19 protein-coding genes and 1 pseudogene are annotated in these 23,342 nt (G+C 36.7%); 19 read left to right on the plus strand and 1 reads right to left on the minus strand.

Features of this window, described 5'->3' with window-relative positions:
* The first annotated feature begins 5 nt into the window (after positions 1–5).
* From FC73_RS00745 to FC73_RS00795, 11 genes and pseudogenes are all read left to right on the plus strand, one after another.
* On the plus strand, positions 6–824 hold the full coding sequence (locus tag FC73_RS00745) for a TlyA family RNA methyltransferase (protein ID WP_010021527.1): 819 nt from the start codon (positions 6–8) through the stop codon (positions 822–824).
* A 12-nt stretch (positions 825–836) separates the two neighbouring features.
* Complete coding sequence (recN, locus tag FC73_RS00750; RefSeq protein WP_010021526.1) at positions 837–2,543, plus strand: DNA repair protein RecN; 1,707 nt, start codon at positions 837–839, stop codon at positions 2,541–2,543.
* 82 nt (positions 2,544–2,625) lie between these two features.
* On the plus strand, positions 2,626–3,243 hold the full coding sequence (gene gmk / locus FC73_RS00755; protein WP_010021525.1) for a guanylate kinase: 618 nt from the start codon (positions 2,626–2,628) through the stop codon (positions 3,241–3,243).
* Positions 3,243–3,446 (plus strand): DNA-directed RNA polymerase subunit omega, encoded by a 204-nt coding sequence (gene rpoZ / locus FC73_RS00760; protein WP_010021524.1) that lies wholly within the window; start codon positions 3,243–3,245, stop codon positions 3,444–3,446. Before gmk ends, rpoZ begins: the two co-directional genes overlap by 1 nt.
* A 102-nt stretch (positions 3,447–3,548) precedes the next feature.
* A complete protein-coding gene (gene coaBC / locus FC73_RS00765) occupies positions 3,549–4,757 on the plus strand; it encodes a bifunctional phosphopantothenoylcysteine decarboxylase/phosphopantothenate--cysteine ligase CoaBC (RefSeq protein ID WP_010021523.1) in 1,209 nt (402 codons plus the stop codon).
* 34 nt (positions 4,758–4,791) lie between these two features.
* A complete protein-coding gene (gene priA, locus FC73_RS00770) occupies positions 4,792–7,197 on the plus strand; it encodes a primosomal protein N' (RefSeq protein ID WP_010021521.1) in 2,406 nt (801 codons plus the stop codon).
* 10 nt (positions 7,198–7,207) lie between these two features.
* Positions 7,208–8,152, plus strand: a complete 945-nt coding sequence (fmt, locus tag FC73_RS00775) for a methionyl-tRNA formyltransferase (RefSeq protein WP_010021520.1) — start codon at positions 7,208–7,210, stop codon at positions 8,150–8,152.
* Positions 8,139–9,479, plus strand: a pseudogene (gene rsmB, locus FC73_RS00780) (16S rRNA (cytosine(967)-C(5))-methyltransferase RsmB). The gene fmt and the pseudogene rsmB overlap by 14 nt, the downstream one beginning before the upstream one ends.
* 9 nt (positions 9,480–9,488) lie before the next feature.
* A complete protein-coding gene (rsgA, locus tag FC73_RS00785; protein WP_010021519.1) occupies positions 9,489–10,394 on the plus strand; it encodes a ribosome small subunit-dependent GTPase A in 906 nt (301 codons plus the stop codon).
* Positions 10,395–10,396: 2 nt separating this feature from the next.
* Positions 10,397–11,056 (plus strand): ribulose-phosphate 3-epimerase, encoded by a 660-nt coding sequence (gene rpe, locus FC73_RS00790; protein WP_010021518.1) that lies wholly within the window; start codon positions 10,397–10,399, stop codon positions 11,054–11,056.
* 2 nt (positions 11,057–11,058) lie between these two features.
* Entirely contained in the window at positions 11,059–11,703 is a 645-nt protein-coding gene (locus FC73_RS00795) for a thiamine diphosphokinase (RefSeq protein WP_010021516.1), read from the plus strand.
* Between the two features lie 63 nt (positions 11,704–11,766).
* Here FC73_RS00795 and rpmB read toward each other — a convergent pair whose 3' ends face one another.
* Complete coding sequence (gene rpmB / locus FC73_RS00800; RefSeq protein ID WP_010021515.1) at positions 11,767–11,952, minus strand: 50S ribosomal protein L28; 186 nt, start codon at positions 11,950–11,952, stop codon at positions 11,767–11,769.
* A 193-nt stretch (positions 11,953–12,145) separates the two neighbouring features.
* Here rpmB and FC73_RS00805 point away from each other — a divergent pair, with 193 nt between their 5' ends.
* The 8 genes from FC73_RS00805 to ftsY all read left to right on the plus strand — a co-directional run bounded on the left by FC73_RS00805 (position 12,146) and on the right by ftsY (position 23,342).
* The gene (locus FC73_RS00805; RefSeq protein WP_010021513.1) at positions 12,146–12,508 is read left to right on the plus strand and encodes an Asp23/Gls24 family envelope stress response protein; all 363 of its coding nucleotides are present in this window, start codon (positions 12,146–12,148) and stop codon (positions 12,506–12,508) included.
* 30 nt (positions 12,509–12,538) lie between these two features.
* Positions 12,539–14,245, plus strand: coding sequence for a DAK2 domain-containing protein (locus FC73_RS00810; RefSeq protein WP_010021511.1), 1,707 nt, complete (start codon positions 12,539–12,541; stop codon positions 14,243–14,245).
* A gap of 78 nt (positions 14,246–14,323) precedes the next feature.
* Positions 14,324–16,354, plus strand: coding sequence for an ATP-dependent DNA helicase RecG (gene recG / locus FC73_RS00815; RefSeq protein ID WP_010021509.1), 2,031 nt, complete (start codon positions 14,324–14,326; stop codon positions 16,352–16,354).
* Positions 16,355–16,369: 15 nt separating this feature from the next.
* Entirely contained in the window at positions 16,370–17,401 is a 1,032-nt protein-coding gene (plsX, locus tag FC73_RS00820; protein WP_010021508.1) for a phosphate acyltransferase PlsX, read from the plus strand.
* Positions 17,402–17,413: 12 nt separating this feature from the next.
* Positions 17,414–17,686 (plus strand): acyl carrier protein, encoded by a 273-nt coding sequence (locus tag FC73_RS00825; protein ID WP_010021507.1) that lies wholly within the window; start codon positions 17,414–17,416, stop codon positions 17,684–17,686.
* 103 nt (positions 17,687–17,789) lie between these two features.
* The gene (gene rnc / locus FC73_RS00830) at positions 17,790–18,497 is read left to right on the plus strand and encodes a ribonuclease III (RefSeq protein WP_010021506.1); all 708 of its coding nucleotides are present in this window, start codon (positions 17,790–17,792) and stop codon (positions 18,495–18,497) included.
* Between the two features lie 13 nt (positions 18,498–18,510).
* The gene (gene smc / locus FC73_RS00835; RefSeq protein ID WP_010021505.1) at positions 18,511–22,047 is read left to right on the plus strand and encodes a chromosome segregation protein SMC; all 3,537 of its coding nucleotides are present in this window, start codon (positions 18,511–18,513) and stop codon (positions 22,045–22,047) included.
* Complete coding sequence (gene ftsY / locus FC73_RS00840) at positions 22,047–23,342, plus strand: signal recognition particle-docking protein FtsY (RefSeq protein WP_010021504.1); 1,296 nt, start codon at positions 22,047–22,049, stop codon at positions 23,340–23,342. The genes smc and ftsY overlap by 1 nt, the downstream gene beginning before the upstream one ends.

The following is a 23,342-nucleotide window of genomic DNA, read 5'->3' on the forward strand; positions in this document are numbered from 1 at the left end:
TTTAAATGGCAAAAGAAAAAGAACGAGTAGACGTCTTACTAGTCAAACAAGGATTGTTTGACACGAGAGAGAAAGCTAAAAGAGCCGTCATGGCAGGTGAAGTGTTAGGCAAAAATGAACAGCGCATGGATAAGCCAGGTGTGAAAATACCAGTTGAAACTAAGCTTCATTTAAAGGGGAATGTACTTCCATACGTTAGCCGTGGAGGCTTGAAGTTAGCCAAAGCTCTGAAAAGTTTTAACATTAGTGTAAAGGATAAAATTGTTTTAGACATCGGATCCTCTACTGGAGGATTCACTGACGTCATGTTGCAAAATGGTGCTAAGTTAAGTTATGCCCTTGACGTCGGAACGAACCAATTAGTTTGGAAATTGCGAAATGATCCACGGGTGATTGTAATGGAAAACACTAATTTTAGGTATAGTAAACCCGCTGATTTTACGCATGGGAAACCTGAATTTGCATCAATTGATGTATCTTTTATTTCGCTCAAATTGATTTTAGGGCCATTAAAATCAATCTTAACCACTGATGGTGAAGTTGTGGCTTTAATTAAACCACAATTTGAAGCTGGTCGTGGCAACGTTGGAAAACATGGGATTGTTCATGATAAAAAGGTTCATCAACAAGTAATTAATAATGTAATTCAATTTGCTACAGATGCTGGTTTTTCAGTTTTAGGTTTAGACTTTTCGCCAATTAAAGGTGGAGAGGGAAACATTGAATTTTTGATTCACTTAAAATCATCTGATAATCCACGGATTGCACCAAATGTTTCTGCAGAAGATGCGATGGATAAGGCTTATAAAAGCTTGAATAATTAAGAAGGTGAGAAGTTGTTACAGGAAATTTCAATCAAAGATTTTGCAATCATTGATCAATTAGAGGTTAATTTCTATTCAGGGATGACCGTCCTATCTGGAGAGACTGGAGCTGGAAAATCAATTATTATTGATGCTGTAGGTCTACTAGCCGGAGGACGTGGTTCGTCGCATTTTATCAGAAAGGGTGCTAATAAATCGATTTTACAAGGAATGTTTGCTATTCCTACTGACGGTTTGACGGCGCGAGTCTTAGATAAGTTTGGCATTGATCATGATGATGACACTGTCATTTTGCAACGTGAATTATATCGTAATGGACGTAATGTATGTCGTATTAATGGCATGTTGGTCAATACAAACACCCTGAAGCAGGTCGGTGAAACTTTGGTTGATATTTATGGTCAAAATGAACATCAAGCGTTAATGCAACCTGATAAGCACATTGGTTTACTTGATGAATTTGCTGGTAGCAACCTCAAGCCAACGCTTAAAAAATATCGAAATAAATACGAAAAATACCTGAAATTAAAAAAAGAACTAAACAGTAAAAATAAAAATGAAAAAGAATGGGCACAACGGATTGATATGTTAAAGTATCAAGTTAATGAGATTGAGGCTGCTGATTTGACCGATGGAGAAGAAGAAGATTTGATTGCTGAAAGAGATCGGTTAAATAATTTTCAAGCTATCAGCGATAGTTTAGGTAGAAGTTTTAATGATATTAATGGCGATGAAAGCATTAGTCCAATTGATATGATTGGAGATGCCATGAGCGCGCTTGAAGACGTGGAACGACTTGATGATGAATTTAAGTCAATTTCTGAGAACGTTAAAAATGCTTACTACACACTTCAAGATGCCTCTGGTGAAATCAGTAATCAAATTGACACCTTAGAGTTTGACCCCGATCGGTTAAATGAGGTTGAGCAGCGGTTAAATACCATTTTTGAATTAAAACGGAAATATGGCGATTCAATCGCCCAGATTTTAAAGTATTATGACAAAATTTCAGGGGAATTAGCTGAAATGGAATCTGATGAGAAAAGTGGAAATAATTTAGAAGAACGGTATAATGCAGCCGTTGATGAATTAAACCATTTGGGAAAAGAACTAAGTAAGATTAGACACCAGCAAGCCGAAAAGTTAACCACTGAAATTCACCAGCAGTTGGCGGACCTTTACATGGATAAAACCCAGTTTGAAGTTCGTTTTTCCAACCTACCAAAAGATACATTCAATCGAAACGGGATTGAAGATGTTGAATTTTATATTCGGACTAACCCAGGAGAGGATATGGCACCGTTAGCGAAAATTGCTTCTGGTGGAGAACTGTCTCGAATTATGTTGGCACTTAAAACTATTTTTTCAAGGGTTCAAGGTGTAACTTCGATTGTGTTTGATGAGGTCGATACAGGAGTTTCGGGTAGAGTTGCCCAGGCAATTGCAGATAAAATCAGTGCTATTGGACAAAAATCACAAGTTTTATGTATCACACATCTTCCCCAGGTGGCCGCAATGGCTGATAATCATGATTTTATCTCTAAGCACGTTGACGCCAATAATCGAACTGAGACTTCCGTTCAACCCTTATCTGGTAGTGAACGAGTTAAAGAACTAGCTCGAATGCTCGCTGGGACCACGGTCACGAAGCTAACGATGGAGCATGCTTCTGAACTTTTAAACTTAGCAAACAAGCAAAAAGACCAAAAAAAGAAATGAGTTTCATTTTATCGCGTGTTGATTAATTGATTGATAAATTGCATAATATAGTTAATGAAGTTACGAAAAAGGAGCGGTTTAAGTGAGTGAAAGAGGAATGTTAATTGTTCTTTCAGGCCCTAGTGGTGTAGGTAAGGGAACGGTTAGAAAAGCACTTTTCAATGAACCTGATGTTGATTTTAAATATTCAATTTCAATGACCACCAGAAAGCCCCGCAAAGGTGAAGTTAATGGGGTAGACTATTATTTTGTCTCAAAGGATCAATTTGAGGAAAATATTAAGAATGGTGAGATGTTAGAGTACGCTAAATACGTTGACAATTATTATGGGACACCACTACAATACGTTAATGAGACATTAGATTCGGGAAGAGATGTCTTTTTGGAGATCGAAGTCAATGGGGCGATGCAAGTGCGTGCAAATTGTCCTGATGGCGTCTTTATCTTTTTAACACCCCCTGATATTGACTCACTTCGAAATCGCTTAGTTGGTCGTGGAACGGATGATATTGAAGTCATCAATAAGCGAATTGAAAAGGCTTCTAAAGAAATCAGAATGATGCAGAACTATGACTATGCCGTCGTTAATGATAAGGTGTCAAATGCTGTTGATCGAATTAAGACAATTGTTAAAAGTGAACGTTTAAAGGTAAATCGGGTTATGCCGAATTACCTTAACAAATTAGGAGATGAAATTTAATGTTTATTTATCCACCACTTGAAGATTTATTAAAACACGTTGATTCACGATATTCACTCGTGATGTTAGCTAGTAAGCGAGCTGAAGAACTTGATCAGGGTGCAAAACCACTACTTCCTCATTACAAATCAGTAAAGTCAGTTGGAATGGCACTTGAAGAAATTGCTGCTGGTGTATTAACAATCGCTCCAGAAGACAAATAATAAAGACTTTTGTGATGACCTCATCGCAAGGTCTTTTTTTATTAAATGATTAATAATGATTGTGTAGTATAATTAATAAGAAATGTGTTGGAGGGACTTAATTTGTTAAAGGGAAAACGGATTGCTCTGTTTGTGACCGGTAGTGTTGCCGCATATAAGGCAATTTATTTATTAAGAATGTTCAGGAAGAATGGTGTGGATGTAAAAGTTGTGATGACTCCATTTGCCGAAAAGTTTGTCTCTAAATTAACTTTTCAAGTCTTATCCAAAAATGATGTTTACGATGATCAAAGTTATTTTGATGATTCAACTACCATTAATCACATTGGATTAGCCAAATGGGCCGATTTAGCGGTTATTGTCCCGGCTACAGCTAACTTCATTGCCAAGACAGCCAACGGAATTGCGGACAATTTTGCTAGTACCACTCTGTTAGCCATGGATTGTCCCAAGTATTATGCGCCTGCCATGAACGATGTTATGTTAGATAATCCCGCAACCCAGAGAAATATTATGCAATTAAAGCACGATGGAATTCATTTTATTGCACCAAAAGTTGGTTTACTAGCGGAGGGTTATTCTGCTAATGGTAGAATGGCTGAACCAGAAGAAATTTATCATTTTTTGGATCAAAATTTTATTGATGGTAATTCTAAGCCGTTAGATGGTGTTAACCTTTTAGTCACAGCTGGTGGAACACGAGAACCAATTGATCCCGTTAGGTATCTTTCTAACAAATCCTCGGGAAAGATGGGGTATGCAATTGCTGAAGTTGCCCAGCGAATGGGAGCCAATGTGACGTTAATTAGTGCTAACAGTCATTGTCAGGTTCCGTCTGGAGTAAAGGTCATCAACGTTTATTCAGCTGCTCAACTAGAGCAACAGGTACAAGCTAACTTTCCCCATAATCGTGTTTTAATTATGGCTGCAGCGGTAAGTGATTTTAAGCCAGACCACGTTTCATCCCAAAAAATTAAAAAGGATCTTGATCATGATTCGTTGGACCTTCATCTGATTAAAAATCATGACGTTGTTTCAAGGGTAGCCAAGACTAAGAAACCGGATCAAATTGTGATTGGATTTGCTGCCGAAACTAATCATCCAGTGGAAAATGCCACTCAAAAATTAAAGCAAAAGCATCTCGATTTAATTGTTCTAAACGATGTATCAAATTCGGCCATCGGTTTTAATAGTGACAATAATCAAGTATCAATTATTTCTGATAAGGGGTTAATCAAGAAGACTAACGTTGAATCAAAATCTAAAATTGCTAAGGAAATTTTAGAGATCCTGTGTAAACGTTTGAACTAATTTGTAGTATACAATACCTGAAAGGAGGGGTCATTTGAAAATTGCAAAAGTAATCGTTGATGTACCAACTATGCAAACAAATACCCCTTATTCATATCGCATTCCTAATGGTTTAGAAACCCAATTAAAGCGTGGAATGAGAGTTGTTGTTCCATTTGGTAATGGAAATCGTAAGGTTGAGGGATTTGTGGTAGATATTGAAGAAACTGATGCTAAACAATCCCCTCAACTAAAAGAAGTTGATCGTACGATGGATCTCGTTCCGGTTTTAAATGATGAATTAATTAAACTATCAAAGTGGATGGCTGACAAAACCTACTCGTTTCAAATTAGTTGCCTTTTAACCATGTTACCCAATGCTATGAAGGCCAAATATGCGACATATGTAAAGGATATTGGTCCAATTGATGACGAGGACATTAGCAATAAATTTAAAGCTAGTGATATGATCCCGTTTGATTCAGAACATTTTGATGGTCCAGAGATGGGTAAACTGGCGAAGTTGCGTAAGGCAAATAAAATTAAAGTGGTTTATAAGGTTCAAAACGAGGCTAAAAAGAAGCAAGAAACGGCCGTTGTTAACCAAATTAATGATTTTGATGGAATCCAAAAACAAATTCGAAAGAATGCTACTGCTCAACTCAATCTATTAGAAGTTTTGCAAAAGAATCCCAAGCAACCACTCGTTCAATCACATCTGGTTAAGGATTGGGGAATTTCTAATTCAGCCATTAAAAGTTTTGAAAAGAAGAACTGGTTGAAGAAGATTCAAGTTGAAAAGTATCGCGATCCTTACAAACATGAAATTAAGGCTGATCAACCAAAAAAACTGACTAAAGACCAAGAGGACGCTGTCAAAGAAATTAATCGTTCTATTGATAGTCACCAAAATGATACCTATCTCCTTGAAGGTGTTACTGGTTCAGGTAAAACTGAAGTATATCTTCAAACAATCCAAAGAGCATTGGATTTAAAAGAGACAGCTTTAATGTTAGTTCCGGAGATATCTTTAACTCCACAGATGGTTAATCGGGTTAAAAATCGGTTTGGAAATCAAGTTGCCGTGATTCATAGTGGACTATCAACGGGTGAAAAATACGATGAATGGCGAAGAATCAATAGTGGAGATGCGCGAGTGGTAGTTGGAGCTCGATCTGCTGTTTTTGCTCCATTAGATAACATTGGAATCATTATTCTTGATGAAGAGCATGACACAAGTTATAAACAAGATGATAATCCACGTTATCATACGCGAGATGTTGCTATATGGCGTGGCAAATATCATCATTGCCCTGTTGTATTAGGAAGTGCCACCCCTTCGCTTGAGTCGAGAGCGCGTGCAGGTAAAGGTGTTTATAAGTTTCTCCGCCTGCCAAAAAGGATTAATCAAAAGCATCTGCCAGAGGTGTCAATTGTTGATATGACTCAAGAAGAAGAAACTCATGATGGGATTTTTTCGGAAGAATTACTTAAGGCCATTGATCAGCGGATTGATAAGAATGAACAGGTGGTCTTGATGCTCAATCGGCGCGGCTTTTCCTCCTTTTTGATGTGTCGTGATTGTGGATACGTTTTAAAGTGTCCCAATTGTGATATTTCTTTAACCCTTCACATGGATTCTCATACGATGAAATGTCATTACTGTGGATTTGAGGAACCTATCCCTAAGTATTGCCCGCATTGTCATAGTAAAAATATTCGTTATTTCGGGACAGGGACTGAGAAGGTTGAAAAACAGTTACAAGAACTCCTTCCTAAAGCTAGAGTGGTCAGAATGGACGTCGACACAACCAGAAAAAAGGGATCACATGAAAAGATTCTTCATGAATTTGGTGATCATCATTTTGATATTCTTCTTGGAACACAGATGATTGCTAAGGGGCTTGATTTTCCGAATGTAACGTTGGTAGGAGTGTTAAACGCTGATACAGGATTAGACTTGCCAGATTTTCGATCTAGTGAACGAACTTTTGATCTTTTAACTCAGGTGTCTGGGAGAGCTGGGAGAGCCGATAAAGACGGAGAAGTTATCATTCAAACTTATAATCCTGAAAACTACGTGATTCAATTAGCTAAGCATCAGGATTACGAGGCCTTCTATCAAAAAGAAATGCAGTTAAGACATCTAGCCGATTACTCACCTTATTTCTTTACAATTAAAGTTTCAATTAGTTCGTTAAACGAAAAGCAAGCTGCCTCAGAGGCTTACGAGGTAGCTAATTATCTTAAGGGATCTCTTAATAACGAGACTATTATTCTAGGACCAACTCCAAGACCAATTGCAAGAATGAAAAGGCGGTATTATTTTCAGATCATTATTAAATATAAACGTGATTTAAAACTTAATCAGAGTTTAAAGCACGTCCTTCAAGTGTCACAAAAAGAAGTTAGAAAGGGCTTAAGGATTGGGATTGATCCCGAACCAGTAAGTTTTATGTAGGTGAATCATTATGAAATCAGTTGTATTCATGGGAACACCCGATTTTAGTGTTCCAATATTAAAAGCTTTAAATGATAATTATAACGTGTTAGCAGTTGTTACTCAGCCTGATCGTCCGGTGGGAAGGAAACATCAAATTGTGGAATCACCAGTTAAGCAAGCAAGTAAAGAATTAGGCTTATCAGTGCTACAACCGCAAAAGCTGAGTGGTAGTGATGAGATGGAACAAATTATTCAAATGAAACCAGATTTTATCATCACCGCTGCTTTCGGGCAGTTTCTTCCGACCAAACTCCTGAAGGCCGCTCAGATTGCTGATGTTAATGTTCATGGATCTCTGTTGCCTAAATATCGGGGTGGAGCTCCAGTTCAATATGCCATTATGAATGGCGATCAAGTAACTGGGATTTCAATTATGTACATGGTTAAAAAGATGGATGCTGGGGATGTTTTAGCTCAACAATCCGTTGAAATTGAGGATACTGATGATACTGAAAGTATGTTTAAGAAGTTAAGCTTAGTCGGACGAGATCTTCTTTTAAAAACCCTTCCTAAAATTATTGATGGAACGGTTCAACCTCAAAAACAAGATGAAAACCGGGTTGTTTTTGCTCCAAACATTAAACGAGAACAAGAAGAATTAGATTTTGCACTTCCTGCTCGAGCAGTTGATGCTAAGGTAAGAGCTTTGAGACCAGATCCAACTGCGTTTGCAATGATCGATGGTAAGCCCAATAAAATCTGGAAAACTGAGGTAATTAATGAATCAACTAACTTGGATCCAGGTCAGATTGTTAATAAGGATAAGCATCATCTTCAAGTTGCAGCTGGTGATGGAACAGTTATCGGAATTGATGAGATTCAACCTGCTGGCAAGCCCCAAAAATCAATTACCGAATATTTAAACGGGCACCAAAAATTAGAAATCGGAGATCAATTTATTGACAGAAAATAATTCAAGTAATCCAAGATATCTAGCCGTTAAAACTCTAGAACGAGTTCATGGTGGAGCATATTCAAATTTACAAATTAACAATGTCATTGATTCAAGTACCATGAGTTCAAAGGACATCTCATTATTTACTAACATTGTCTATGGGGTAATTCAACATCGATTAACGTTAGAATATTATGTAAATCAGTTGGTAAAAAAGCCTGATAAGCTTGATGGATGGGTAAAAGAATTACTTTATACCGCCATTTATCAAATGCAATACCTTGATAAAATTCCTGACCGAGCCATTTTTGATGAATCAATTAAAATCGCTAAGAAACGTGGTCATGACGGAATTAGACGGCTTGTAACCGGAGTGCTTCATCACATCCAACGTAATGGATTACCTCAAATTGATAAACCCAAAGATTCGGCTTCGAATTACTCAATTCTTTATAGTGTTCCCCTCTGAATCGTTGAGCAGTTAAATGAACAAATTGGCCTAGATAAGACAATTAGCATTTTTAAAAGTATTAATCAGCCAGCTAAGCAATCGATTCGGGTTAACCAAAAAAAAATTTCTGATGCTAATTTAAAAAGGGAATTAGTTCAAGAAGGGTATGATGTTAAAACTAGTGAAGTGGCGGATCATGCATTAATTTTGTCAGGGAAAAGTGCCAGTTCAAGTCCCTTATTTAAAGCTGGAATGTTCACCATACAGGATGAAAGTGCGATGTTACCAGTGCAATCAATGGACATTCATGGTGATGATTACGTTCTCGATGCGTGTGCTGCACCCGGCGGTAAAACCACGCAAATTGCTGAGTATTTGGCCTCTGGAAAAGTTGAAGCATTGGATTTACATCAGAAGAAGTTGAATAAAATCGAACAGAATGCAGCTCGGATGGGTGTAAAGGATAAAATTGAAGTCCATGCACTTGATGCTCGAAAAGTCTCAAATTTGTTTAGTAATGAAGTCTTTGATAAAATTCTGGTTGATGCTCCCTGTTCAGGACTAGGATTGATGCGTCGAAAACCAGAGATTAGATATGACAAAACGCTAGACGATGTTTCTCATCTTTCGAAAGTTCAGGCTGAAATTTTGGATGCAGTTGCTCCTACACTGAAAATAGGTGGACAGTTAGTTTTTAGTACCTGTACTATTTTGAATCAAGAAAATCGTGATAACGTGAAAAAGTTCTTAGATAATCATCCAAATTTTAAGCCGATTTGGGTGGAAACAAAACAAAATCTTAAACCAAAAAGAGAAACAGATGATTTAAGAATTTATCCGGATGATTATGATTCTGATGGCTTCTTTATTTCTGGATTTCAGCGGATCAAATAGGAGATTAATGTGAAAAAGGGAAAGATTTACCAATCTTTAAGTGGATTCTACGACGTTAAGTCCGATGGTAAAGTATATCGAACCAAAGCACGTGGTAATTTTAGAAAGAAAAACATTAAACCCATTGTCGGAGATATAGTTGAGTTTGATATTACTAACGTTAATGAGGGGTATATTTTGAAGATGTTACCTCGATTTAACGAGTTGATTCGTCCGCCGGTGGCAAACACCGATCAGGCCGTTGTTGTGAGTTCAGCGGTTGAACCAGATTTTTCATTTTCACTTCTGGATAAACAGTTAGTGGCACTTGAAAAGCAAAAAATCACACCAATTATTTATATTAGTAAAACTGATTTACTTTCTTCTGAAAAACAGATTGATTTTTTTAAAAAGATTGCTAAAGATTATCGCACCATTGGCTACGATGTGATTTTACCCGTTGAGGTGGATGATCCGCATGCGATTGATGAGGTTGCTAAAAAACTTCCGCACAAGCAATCCATTGTAATGGGGCAGACTGGATCTGGAAAATCCACTCTTCTTAATCAGATTGATCCGGAATTAAAATTAAAAACAGGAGAAGTTTCAAAGTCTTTAAGTCGTGGAAAACATACCACTAGAAAAGTTTCTTTATTAACAGTAAATGAGGGCTTAATTGCTGATACGCCTGGATTTTCTTCGTTTGATACCCTTGATATTAAATCAAATGAGTTAAAGAATTATTTTCCCGAATTTAAACGAGTATCAGCTAACTGTAAATTTCGTGAATGTCTCCATGTAAATGAACCCGGTTGTGCCGTGAAAGCAGGAGTTGAAAGTGGTACAATCTTGAAGAGCAGGTATGACGATTACCTGCAGGAATATAATTTATTAAAATCACAGAAGCCAGTTTATAATAAGAAAAGAGGAAATTAATCATGATTAAAGTTGCTCCTTCAATTTTGAGTGCTGATTATGTCAACCTTCAAAAGGACATTGAAAAAGTTGATAAGGGTGGTGCCGAATTATTACATATCGACATTATGGATGGAATGTTTGTTCCATCAATTGCTTATGGTCCAGGTTGGGTCAAAGAAATTCGTCCCATTACTGGTCTGACTCTTGATTGTCATTTGATGATTGAAAATCCTGAGCGATACATTAATACTTTTGCAGATGCCGGCGCTGATATTATTGGGGTTCATGTTGAATCTACTCCTCACATTCATAGAGCTCTTCAAATGATTAAAGATAAAAACGTTAAAGCTGAGGTGGTTATTAACCCAGGGACTCCCGTAGAGATGATCAAGCCCGTTTTATACATGGTAGATCAAGTTCTTGTTATGACCGTTAATCCCGGTTTTGGCGGCCAGAAGTTTATTCCAGAGACCATTAGTAAGATTAAAGAACTGAACAGACTCCGTGAAGAAAATGATTCTTATTCTTATGACATCGAGATTGATGGAGGAGTTAATGATCAAACTGTCGTTGGCGCTTATAATGCCGGAGCAAATGTGGCAGTAGCGGGTTCGTATGTATTTGATGCCAAAGATCCTGCTGCTCGAATTCAAGCTTTAAAGGATGCCACCAACTTTTAATTATGAATACAGTTAATGTGGTTGTTGGTGGTCCAGTTCAATTTTGGCCGAGTAATTTACAAGATAACCAAATTTCGGGACCGTTTGTTGGAGTAGATCGAGGAAGTCTACGATTAATTAAAATGGGAATTCGTCCTGATTATGCTGTTGGTGACTTTGATTCAGTTTCGGATGAAGAATTTAAATTAATCTCACAAAATGCAAAAAAAGTGATTCGAGTCGATCCGGTCAAGGATGAGACTGATACGGAACTAGGTGTGATGACAGCTGGTGAACATTTCGCTAGTTCGGAAATTGATGTTTATGGATTTTCGGGTGGTCGATTGGATCATTTACTTACTAATCTATTAATGGTTTTAAAACCCAACATCAAACCATATTTAGAACGTTTGAAATTAATCGACAGTCAAAATCAGGTTAGATATTTTTTGCCAGGTTCGCATCAAATTGAGAAGATTAATGAAATGAAATATTTGGATTTTTGTCCTTTAACAGCCATGCATTTAACCCTTAATGATGAAAGGTATCAATTGAATCATAAGTGGGTAAGTCAGCCAACTTCTTATTCTAGTAATGAGTTTATTGGTGATAAAGCTTCATTTTCTTTTGATGATGGAGTATTAATGGTAATTCAAAGTAGAGATTAAAAAAGCAGCATAACCACTGAATGGTTATGCTGCTTTTTTAATTAATTAATTAAAATACATTGATTATACTCGGGTAACCTTACCAGATTTTAAAGTTCTAGCACTAACCCAAACACGCTTAGGCTTGCCATCAACTAAGATACGTACCTTTTGTAGATTTGGCTTCCAACTTCTTCTTGAGGAGTTTAAAGCGTGAGAACGACGATTACCGAAATGAGTTCTCTTGCCATTAATGTGATCCTTTGCCATAATATCCCTCCTTATTTTGGAATTCTTTTTTATTTAATAGTCCACTTAAATAATTTACCATAATACAGCCATAAATGCAAAGTTTCTTTCAAGTAAATGTCCTTGACAGCTTTGTTCATATTTTTGTTTTATAATGGGGTGTGGTAATATTAGATATCGTTATGAGATCGAAAAAATAAGGGGGATGCAAACGATGGCTGTAAAGTTAAACACTCAATATGGATCAATTGATATTGATAATGATGTAATTGCTACAGTAGTCGGTGGTGCCGCAACTGATAATTATGGTGTTGTTGGCATGGCTAGCAAAAACCAATTTAAAGATAATATGAATGAAATTCTTCGCAAGGACAGTTACTCTAAAGGGGTAGTAGTCAGAGAAGTAAATAAAAAGGTGCAAGTCGATGTTAATGTGATTGTAAGTTATGGGACCAAAATTTCTGAAGTTTCTAGGAACGTTCAATCGAAGGTTAAATATAACTTAGAATCAATGTTGGGCATCAATGCTGATTCAGTTAATGTGATCGTTCAAGGCGTTAAAGTAATTAACGACTAGCGGCTGAAGTATAAGGAGGATTTGATAATAGTGTCATTAACTAAGATTACTACTAAAGAGTTCGACCAAATGGTTCAAGCTGCCGCGGTCGTTCTGAATAATAATACTGATTTTATTAATTCATTAAATGTGTTCCCAGTTCCAGATGGAGATACTGGAACTAACATGAGTTTATCATTATCAAGTGGAGAAAGTTATGTTGATAAATCAACTGATGACACGGTTGGTGGAAAAGCTTCGGCACTTGCAAAGGGACTTTTAATGGGAGCTCGTGGGAATTCTGGGGTAATTATGTCCCAGATTTTCCGTGGTTTTGCTAAAGACGTTGAGGGTAAAAAGGATCTTGACGCTAAAGAATTTGCTGACGCTATTATTGCAGGAGCCAAGACTGCTTATAATTCTGTGATGAAGCCTACAGAAGGGACCATTTTAACCGTTGTTCGATTAGCAGCAAAAGCTGGTGAAAGCAAGGCTGACGATACTGATGATATCATTAAGGTAATGGATGCAATTCTTAATGCATCAAAGAAAGCCCTGAAAGAGACCCCCGATCTCCTACCCGTTTTAAAGCAAGTCGGCGTAGTTGACTCAGGTGGTCAAGGATTAGTTTTTGTCTTTCAAGCCTTTGATGATGTGTTAAATGGACGCAAAATCGAGGATAAGGGTGAACATCAACCCAATTCTGAAAAAATGAATGAAATGATTGATGTTGAACACCATAAAAGTGCTCAAGGGAAGTTAAATCCTGAAGACATTGTTTATGGATATTGTACTCAAATCATGGTTCGAATTGGAAAGGGTAAGCAAGTAACCCAAAAATTTGATTATGATACTTTCTACAATTACTTAGCTAAACTGGGTGATTCATTATTAGTTATCAATGATGATGAGGTTGTCCGGGTCCATGTTCATACTGAACATCCGGGCAAGGTTCTTTCGTGGGGCCAACAGTTTGGTGATTTAGCAACTGTTAAGGTCGATAATATGCGGCTTCAACAAGAATCAATCATGGAAAGTGACGAAAAAGCACAGCAGAATGATAAAAGAGCTGAAAATGAAAAAGAAGATCACAAAAAGCCAAGATACTTAGCTATCATTGCTGTAGTGGCTGGAGCTGGTCTAGAGAAGCTCTTTAGGAGTTTAGGTGTTACCAATATTATTAGTGGTGGTCAGACCATGAATCCTAGTACTCAGGACATTGTTGATGCTGTTAATAAGAGTAATGCTAAAAAGGCGATCGTCCTTCCTAACAATAAAAATATTTTTCTAGCAGCGGAACAGGCACAAGGAATTGTAAATATTCCAATGGAAGTTGTTCACACTAAGACAATTCCCCAAGGCTTAACAGCGATGTTCTCATTTGATCCTGATAGCAGTTTTGAGAAGAATCAGAAGCAAATGGATGCCTCTCTTAATACCGTTAAAAGTGGCCAAGTAACAACCGCAGTCCGTGATACTAAGATTAACGGAATGGACATTAAAAAGGGAAGTTACATGGGGATTATTGATGGTAACATTGAGGTCCTTGGAAATTCATTAGATGACGCGGCCGTTAAAATGATTAAAGAAATGTTAGATGATGATAGCGAAAATGTAACGATTATTTTCGGTAAAAATGCTAAAGCAAGTGATGCGAAAAGGGTATCTGATGCAGCGTTAGCAACCGATGATGAACTGGAAGTTGAGACTCATGAAGGGGATCAACCAGTTTATCCTTTGATTATTTCTGTCGAATAGGTAAAATGTGAATAGTGTTTCTTTTTAACAAGACTGTTAGTCCAATTGGATTAGCAGTTTTTTTAGGAGGTGAATTTTATGAGCGGCTTAGATGATAATGTGGCAACTCTAAAGGGAGTTGGACCTAAAAAGATTGAAGCTCTTGATGATTTAGGCATTCGGACTGTCTACGATTTATTAACTTATTTTCCGTTTCGATATGAAGATTTTCGAACTAAAAATTTGGATGAAATTTCTGACCAACAGGTTGTAACTTTGAAAGGTCGAGTTGCAGTAATCCCAACTGTGAACTTTTTTGGCAGACGGCGAAGTCGGTTAACCATTAAATTACTGGTGGGTCATGATGTAATTCCGGTGACCTTTTTTAATCAACCGTGGTTAAAAAAACAAGTTGAGACTGGGGATGACATCCTCATTTACGGAAAGTTTGATGCTAACAAGAAGTCAATGGCTGGAATCAAAATTTTAAAACCCGGTGATGGAGAGAAGTTTGGCTCAATTTATCCTGCCAATCATAAAATTACGCAGAATACAATTCGACAATTGGTAACCGAAGCTTATGATCAGTATCACGATCAGATTGAAGACTTTATACCCGATTGGATTCTACAAAAATATAAATTAGAGAATTTAAAAAGTGTCATTACTAATATGCATTTTCCAAAAAATCAGCGGGCAGCTGCTCTAGCACGGAGAACTGCCAAATTTGACGAATTCTTTTTATTTCAAATGCGTATGCAAACTTTAAAGCAACAAAAAGAGGCAGATGCAAGTTCGGTTATTACCCCCAAACGTTCGGCTTTGCAGAAATTTATTGATGCTCTTCCTTACCGATTAACGGGGGCACAAGATAAAGTGGTAACTGAAATTTTGGCCGATTTGGGACGTCCTTACCAAATGAATCGGCTTCTTCAAGGTGACGTTGGAAGTGGTAAAACCGTTGTGGCAGCCATTGCCATTTATGCTGCCGTTTTAGCAGGTAAGCAGGCAGTAATCATGGCACCAACTGAAATTTTGGCTGAGCAACATGCCAATAGTCTGGCAAATTTATTTGAAAATACTAAGGTTAACATTGGTTTACTTACCGGAGATACTTCTAGATCAGCTCGTAACGAGCTATTACCTCGAATTAAAAATGGCGAGATTAATTTGGTAGTTGGAACGCATGCTTTATTTCAAAAGGAAGTTAAATATCAAGACCTTGGACTTGCAGTTATTGATGAACAACATCGTTTTGGAGTAAATCAAAGGAAAGCGATGCGTGAAAAGGGACAGGCAACTAATGTTCTTTCAATGACAGCTACACCGATTCCACGGACGCTTTCAATTACAGCTTATGGTGAGATGGATGTATCTGTTATTGATGAATTACCTGGTGGAAGAAAACCAATTAAAACCGCCTGGATCAAGAATCAACAGATTGAAACCATGCTTAAATTTGTAAGGAAACGATTAAATGATGGCGAACAGGTATATGTAGTAGTTCCACTCATTGGTGAATCCGATGCGGTAGACATGCGAAACGTAACCGATACATACCAAAGCTTTAAAGCCGAATTTGGTGATCAGCATGCGGTTGGACTACTTCACGGTCAAATGAATGATGAAGATAAAAATGAAGTCATGGATGCGTTTAAAGATAATAAGATTCAAGTTTTGGTTTCTACAACTGTGATTGAAGTGGGAGTGGATGTTTCAAATGCCAGTACCATTGTCATATATGATGCTGATCACTTTGGACTAGCCCAACTTCATCAGCTTAGAGGCCGAGTTGGGAGAGGAGATCAGCAATCATATTGTATTTTAATTGCCAATCCGAAAAACAAAACTGGCCGCAAACGCATGAACGTAATGTGTTCCTCAACTGATGGTTTCTTTATTTCGCAAAAAGATTTAGAATTAAGAGGTCCTGGGGATATTCTTGGTAAAAATCAATCTGGAATTCCAACCTTTAAAGTTGGAGATCCAGTAGCAGACATTAACATTTTAAGTACCGCACAGACGGTTGCAAAAGAAATTGTTGATGATAAAAACTGGGAACAAGAACCACAAAATCGAATGTTAGTAAAAAGACTTAAGTCTTTGAATCAAGACGTTAAGTTTGATTAAGGAGCTTTGCTTATAATGATAAAAATCGCTATTGATGCAATGGGTGGAGATAATGCACCAAAAGAAATTGTTAAAGGAGTTGAGCTTGCCCGTAATGAAATAGATAACGTGGAATTTCAACTATTTGGTAATTCTACCCAAATCAATTCTTTGTTGAGTAATAAAGAGCGGATTAAAGTGATTCAATCAGATGAAGTTATCAAAATGGAAGACGAACCAGTTCGAGCCGTTAAAGATAAGAAGAATTCTAGTTTAGTTATGGCAGCACGAGCAGTCAAAGATGGTTCTGCTGATGCTTTTTATTCGTGTGGTAATACTGGAGCGATACTAGTTGCGGGATTACTGATAATTGGAAGAATCAAGGGGATTGATCGTCCCGGACTAATTACGACCCTTCCCGTGATTAATAATGACACTGGATTTACTTTAATTGATTGTGGAGCGAATGCTGATGCCAAAGTAGTGAACGTTTATCAATACGCTCTTCTTGGAAAGTATTACGCAGAAAAAGTCCTTAAAATTAATAATCCCAGAATTGGATTAATCAACAATGGAACTGAGTCTGATAAGGGAAACAAAATTCATCAAAAAATGTATCAAGCTCTCAGTCAAAATGATGACATTAATTTTATTGGCAACATTGAATCACGTGGATTGTTAGATGGAATTACTGACGTTGCAGTGACCGATGGTTTCACAGGCAATGCCGTGTTAAAGAGTATTGAGGGAACGGCACTGTCTATGATTAATATGTTAAAAGATGGTATTATTAATGGTGGATTTGGCTCCAAAATGGGAGCTTTATTATTAAAAGATACATTAAAAAAGATTGCTCACAAAATGGATTACACTAAGTATGGAGGTGCGGTCTTACTTGGATTAAAGGCTCCGGTGGTTAAAAGTCATGGAAGCAGTAAAGCTAAAACCGTTAGAAACACTGTAGTTCAAATTGAACAAATCATTACTTCTAACTTTGTGGGATCGGTGAAAAATTATTTTTCTAATCACACTGATGAGATGGATGACATTAAAAAGGGTGAGCAGTAGGAGGAATCACTAATGGATAGAGAAATAGTATTTAAAAAAGTAGCAGAGATTACTTCGAATCGTTTTAAGATTCCAGTTGATAAGGTCACTGATGATTTAAACTTCACTAATGATTTAGGTGCCGATTTTATTGACATGGCAGGGTTTATTGTGGAACTTGAAGATGAATTTGGTGATGTATTTACCAGTGAGAATACTGAAAATATTAGTGATGTTAGCGACTTGGTTGATGTGATTATAAGAGACACTGATCCTAAGTCCAAAAAACACATTTCAAAGAAATAAATGATTCGTTATGATGACGAGTCATTTTTTATTATGCAATTATCGGATTTTAGGCATTAATGATATAATTAAAAGAAAAATGTTACCTTTGGAGGAAATGGAATTGCAAAAGCAGTTTGATGACTTGTTAGAAGACAAGTTCAATATTAAATTTAACGATGAATCACTTTTAGATGAGGCCATGACACAAGCCTCATATGTTAATGAGCATCCGGGTCAGGGATTAAAGTTTTATGAACGTTTGGAATTCTTGGGGGATGCCGTTTATCAGTTAGTGGTTTCTGACTACATCTTTAGACGTTTCCCTGAATTACCACAAGGTCGATTGACTAGATTAAGGGCGGCCATGGTTAATGAACATAGTTTTAGTCGGTTTGCCCGTGAATGTCATTTTGATAAGTACATTCGTTTAGGTAAAGGCGAAGAAAAAGCGAATGCTAGGCAACGTGACTCACTATTATGTGATATTTTTGAGTCATTTATTGGAGCAGTATATTTAGATCAAGGAATGGCAACCGTTAAACATTTTTGTGAAATTGTTATTTTTCCTAAATTGGATGAGGGTTGGTTTGATGAGTTTTTTGATCATAAAACTGAGCTTCAAGAAGTGGTTCAAGAGGATGGACCAGTCGACCTAGATTATGAATTAGTTAGTGAAGATGGTCCTGACAATGATCGTAAATTTAAAGTAGCCGTTAAGATCAATGGGAAAGAAATGGGAGTTGGTTTAGGTCATTCTAAAAAAGATGCTGAACAGAAGGCAGCTAAGAAGGCCTTAAATGAACTAGGAGTAAGCACAAGTATTAAGTAAATGAGGCATTAAGGTGAAGTTAAAATCAATTGAGATTGCGGGGTTTAAATCCTTCGCAGATAAAACCACAATTGACTTTCAGGACGGATTGACAGGAATTGTTGGACCCAATGGTAGCGGGAAAAGCAACGTTATTGAAGCAATTCGCTGGGTATTAGGTGAACAATCCGCCAAAACCTTACGTGGTAAAAAGATGTTAGACGTGATTTTCTCTGGGTCCAAAGGGCGCAGAGCTCTTAATCGTGCGGAAGTTAGCATTGATTTTGATAATTCAGATCATTTTTTAGACTCAGATTTTACTGAAATAAAAATTACCCGTAAAGTTTATCGTAACGGTGAGAGTTCTTATTCAATTAATGATAAAGAATGTCGACTTAAAGACATTAACAATCTTTTTATGGACACAGGTCTAGGTGAAGGCTCCCTTTCGATTATTTCGCAGGGGAACGTAGATGAGATTTTAAATGATGATGCTGAAAAGCGGCGTTCAATTATTGAAACGGCAGCTGGAGTTTATCGATACAAGAAACAGAAGAATGAAACCCAACAAAAATTAGCAGATACTCAGGGAAATCTTGACCGGATTTCAGATATTATTAAGGAATTAGATAAACAGATGGGGCCATTAAAACAGCAAAGCGAAAATGCTTCGCTGTATTTGTCTAAAAAGAAGTATTTGGATCGCTTGGAGTATTCACTGCTAACAGTTCAAATTAAACAGCATGAAGATAGTCGCTCGAGTCTAAATTTTAAACTTAAGCAACAGCAAATTGATTACAATAAATTAAAAGCCAAAGTTAATTCAATTCAAAGCCATAAGCGGAAGTTAACTTTAAAAATTAATGAGTTATCACGCGAGCGTGAAAGCCTTCAAAATCAACTATTAAATAATACTAAGAAGCTTGAATCAGCTAGTAGCGCACAAAAGTTATCTAAACAACGACGTGAATTTAACCAACAAAAAAATGTTGATTTGAAGAAAGAATTAAAAGAACTTCGAATCAAATTGGATGATGTGGTTCAAAATATTAATGATAATCAGAGTCAAATTAATGAAAAAAGAACCATTATTTCTAAACTTAATCAAGAAATTAGGGAATCTAAAGTTGCTCATTTTAAGGAACGTTTAGTAGCAAAGCAAGCAGAGTTAGAAGATATTAGAAATGATTACATAGATTTGATGCAGTCATTAGTTGAAGCTAAAAATGATCTTAAACTGATGCAGAAGTTATCAAAACGTAGTGACAATGCATCACAGGAAAAGGAACAAAGAATTGTTGCTCTTGATAAACAAGCGAGTCAATTAAGACAACAGTTAGACGTTTCAAAGCAAGAATTCTTAGATCTTACCGATGATCAAAAAAGAATTGCAAGTAAACTTGAGCAAGTTAATGGTCTCCTTGCTAGTTCAAATAAAGAAACAGCAGAAATGCGTAAAAGATGGTATGGGGCACTTCGAGTCTTTCAGGAAACCAAAACCGAACGTGATAGCATTAAATCAATGTTAGAAAATCATAATTCACTCTATCGTGGAACCCGTAACTTATTAAAAGAGAAGCAAGATCTGCCTGGGATTAGAGGAACTGTCAGTGATTTTATCGAAGTACCTGATAAGTATGTCTTTGCAATTGAGACAGCTTTAGGAAGTAGAATTCAGCAGGTAATTACTAGAAACGTCCATGATGCGAGGGATGCTATTAAGTATCTAAATAAAAATAAACTCGGTAGGGTAACTTTTTTACCAATGAATGCTGTTAATGAACGTTATTTAACGGTAAATATTTTAAATAATGTGAGTCAAATGGATGGTTTTGTTGGAGTTGCCGCTGATCTGGTTAAGATGCCATCCGAAATGACGAGAGTTAAGAATCATCTCCTTGGTGGAATTATTATTGCTAACGATTTAAAAGCTGCTAATGGCATTAGTAAAGCAATTAATCATAGAAATCAGATTGTGACATTGAATGGTGAAATCATTAATGCTGGGGGTTCAATAACTGGCGGTTCTAACCGAAATCAAGCTAATGGATTGCTGAGTCAAAAAGAAAAGTTGACCCAATTAAACCTTCAGGTTGACCAGATGGATCAAAAAATGAATGCTGGAGAGAAAGCCATTAAGCGTGCCCAAGGGCAGCAAAAGGATCTACAACTTCAACATGATCAGATGTATCAGGAATTAAGTGAAATCAAGAGTAAAATTAAGGTTAAACAAAGGGATATTAACGCTAGTCAAAAGAGCTTAAAGGAAACGCAGCGAGATGCCGATGCATTTCGTTTACAGTTAAAAAATGCGTTTAGTGATTACGGTGATAATGAATCAGACGTTTCTCAAAAGATTGATGGTTTAAAACTTAAAATTAAACAAAATCAAACTAAAAACACATTGGTTAAAAACGAAATTAAACAGCTAAATGGTGAAGTTAGTAAAAATAGTTCATTGATTTCAGACATAAAAGAACGTTTAATCCTTGCAAAAGAGCAAAATAAGCAACTTGAGAAAACAAAAAATTCACTGATAGATCAAAGAAATAGTTTAAAGAACCAACTGAGCAAATTAACGAGTAACATGAAAGCCTTGAATCAATCAATGAAACAAGATGATGACGTCACTCAGGTAGATGTTTTGGCTTTAAAAAAGCAGATTGATGAAATCAAAGTGCGACTTACCAACCTTAATCATCATGTAAATGATGCCAGTCAAGATGATCAAAATGACGAACGTCAGATTAATCAAGGGCAAGATCGTTTAATTTCTCAAACACAAGTGATTCAAAAATTAAAAGCAAGGTTAAAAGTAGTTGAGAATAACCTTATTTCAGAACGTCAGCGTCTCCAAACATCGTTTAATGAAGACCGATCAATAGAGCCAGTTGACTTTAACTTAGACAAAATCAATTCATTAATTCAAGATTATCAACTGAAGATTGATAGCTTGGGTCCAATTAATATTAATTCGATTGATGATTACTCAGAGATCAAGGAACGGTATGATTTTATGAATCATCAATTAGAAGATTTGATTGATTCTAAGAAACAATTGGTTAAAATCATGAATCAGATGGATCAAACGGTAAAAGTTAAATTTAATGAGACTTATGATAAAATTGCAACTGCATTTAGTCGTATTTTTCGGAACATTTTTGGTGGTGGTGAAGCCCGCTTAAAGATGGACGATCCGCATCACTTGTTAACAACGGGGATTGATATTTTAGTAAAGCCACCAGGTAAAAGATATCGCAACTTAAATCTCCTATCCGGTGGTGAAAAAGCTTTGACCGCACTGGCATTGCTTTTTTCGGTCTTAGAGGTGAAACCAGTTCCGTTCGTTATACTTGATGAAGCTGAATCAGCCCTTGATCCTGCAAATGTGGATCGGTTTGCGCGGTATATTCAGAGCTTAAAGGATAAGACGCAGTTCATAGTAATTACGCATCGAAAAGAAACGATGGTCTATGCTGATTATTTGTATGGAGTAACAATGCAAGATTCTGGAGTATCAAAAGTTGTGTCAGTAAATTTGGATGAGTCCAAGAAGCTAGGAGAAAAATAATGGGTTTATTTGATATTTTCAAAAGCAAAAAGAAAGATTCCGAAGAAAAAGCAAAGAAACAGAACCAACAAGAGGATCATGGAAAAAAGGAAGATAATAATTCTGAATTAAAACAGAAAGATGAGAAATTAAAATCAGATGAGCAGAGTAAAAATGAGCCAAAATCAGCCGATGAGTTAACTAAATCTAAAACAGAAGAGAATTCAGAAGCTCACTACGATGAAAAGAATCGGGCAGCCAAGGTCTCTGAAGAGACAGAAGATAAACAAGCTGAGACAAAACAAACGGTTCCTTCTGAAGATAAATCGCAAAATGAAGATCAAAGAACAGAAGAGAATGATGACGAACCAAAACCGGAGTCTAATGAGAAAGCTTATGAACATGGTTTGGCAAAATCTCGTTCTTCATTTGGACAAAAGTTAAATGCTTTATTTGCAAATTTTCGTTCGGTTGATGATAACTTTTTTGATGATTTAGAGGATACTTTGGTTGAATCAGACGTTGGATTTGAAACGGCCATTCAATTAACCGATGAATTAAAAGAAGAAGTTAAACTAAAAAACGCTAAAAAACCCAAAGATGTTCAAAATTTAATCGTTCAAAAGATGATTGATTTGTATGATGCCCCAAGTGACAAAGATAATGCCATTCAACTCTCAAAGGACGGTCCAACGGTTATTTTGTTTGTAGGTGTTAATGGGGTCGGCAAGACTACTACCATTGGTAAGATGGCTAATAACTACAAGCAACAAGGTAAAAAGGTTCTTATGGCTGCTGCTGATACTTTTCGGGCTGGTGCGATTGAACAATTAGATGAATGGGCCAAAAGAGATGGCGTTGACATCGTCAAGAAAGAAGCTGGGAGTGATCCGGCATCGGTTGTTTTTGAAGCTGTCGATAAAGCTAAGAAAGAAAACTATGATGTTTTATTTGTGGACACAGCCGGTAGATTACAAAACAAGGTTAATTTGATGAATGAGCTGGCTAAAATTAATAAAGTCATTAAACGAGAAATTCCGGCTGCTCCTCAAGAAGTTCTATTAGTAATTGATGCGACAACCGGACAGAATGCATTAAATCAAGCTAAGATGTTTAATGAAATTACTGATATTACAGGAATCGTTTTGACTAAACTTGATGGAACCGCTAAGGGTGGGATCGTGATTGCGATTAAGAATAAGCTCAACATCCCCGTCAAGTTTGTTGGACTCGGGGAAACGGTTAACGATTTACGCCCATTTGATTCTAAGAACTTTATTGATGGGTTATTTAAGGGATTAATTCAAAATAATTAG

The sequence above is a fragment of the Fructilactobacillus fructivorans genome (assembly GCF_001434095.1).
Classification (GTDB): Bacteria; Bacillota; Bacilli; order Lactobacillales; family Lactobacillaceae; genus Fructilactobacillus; species Fructilactobacillus fructivorans.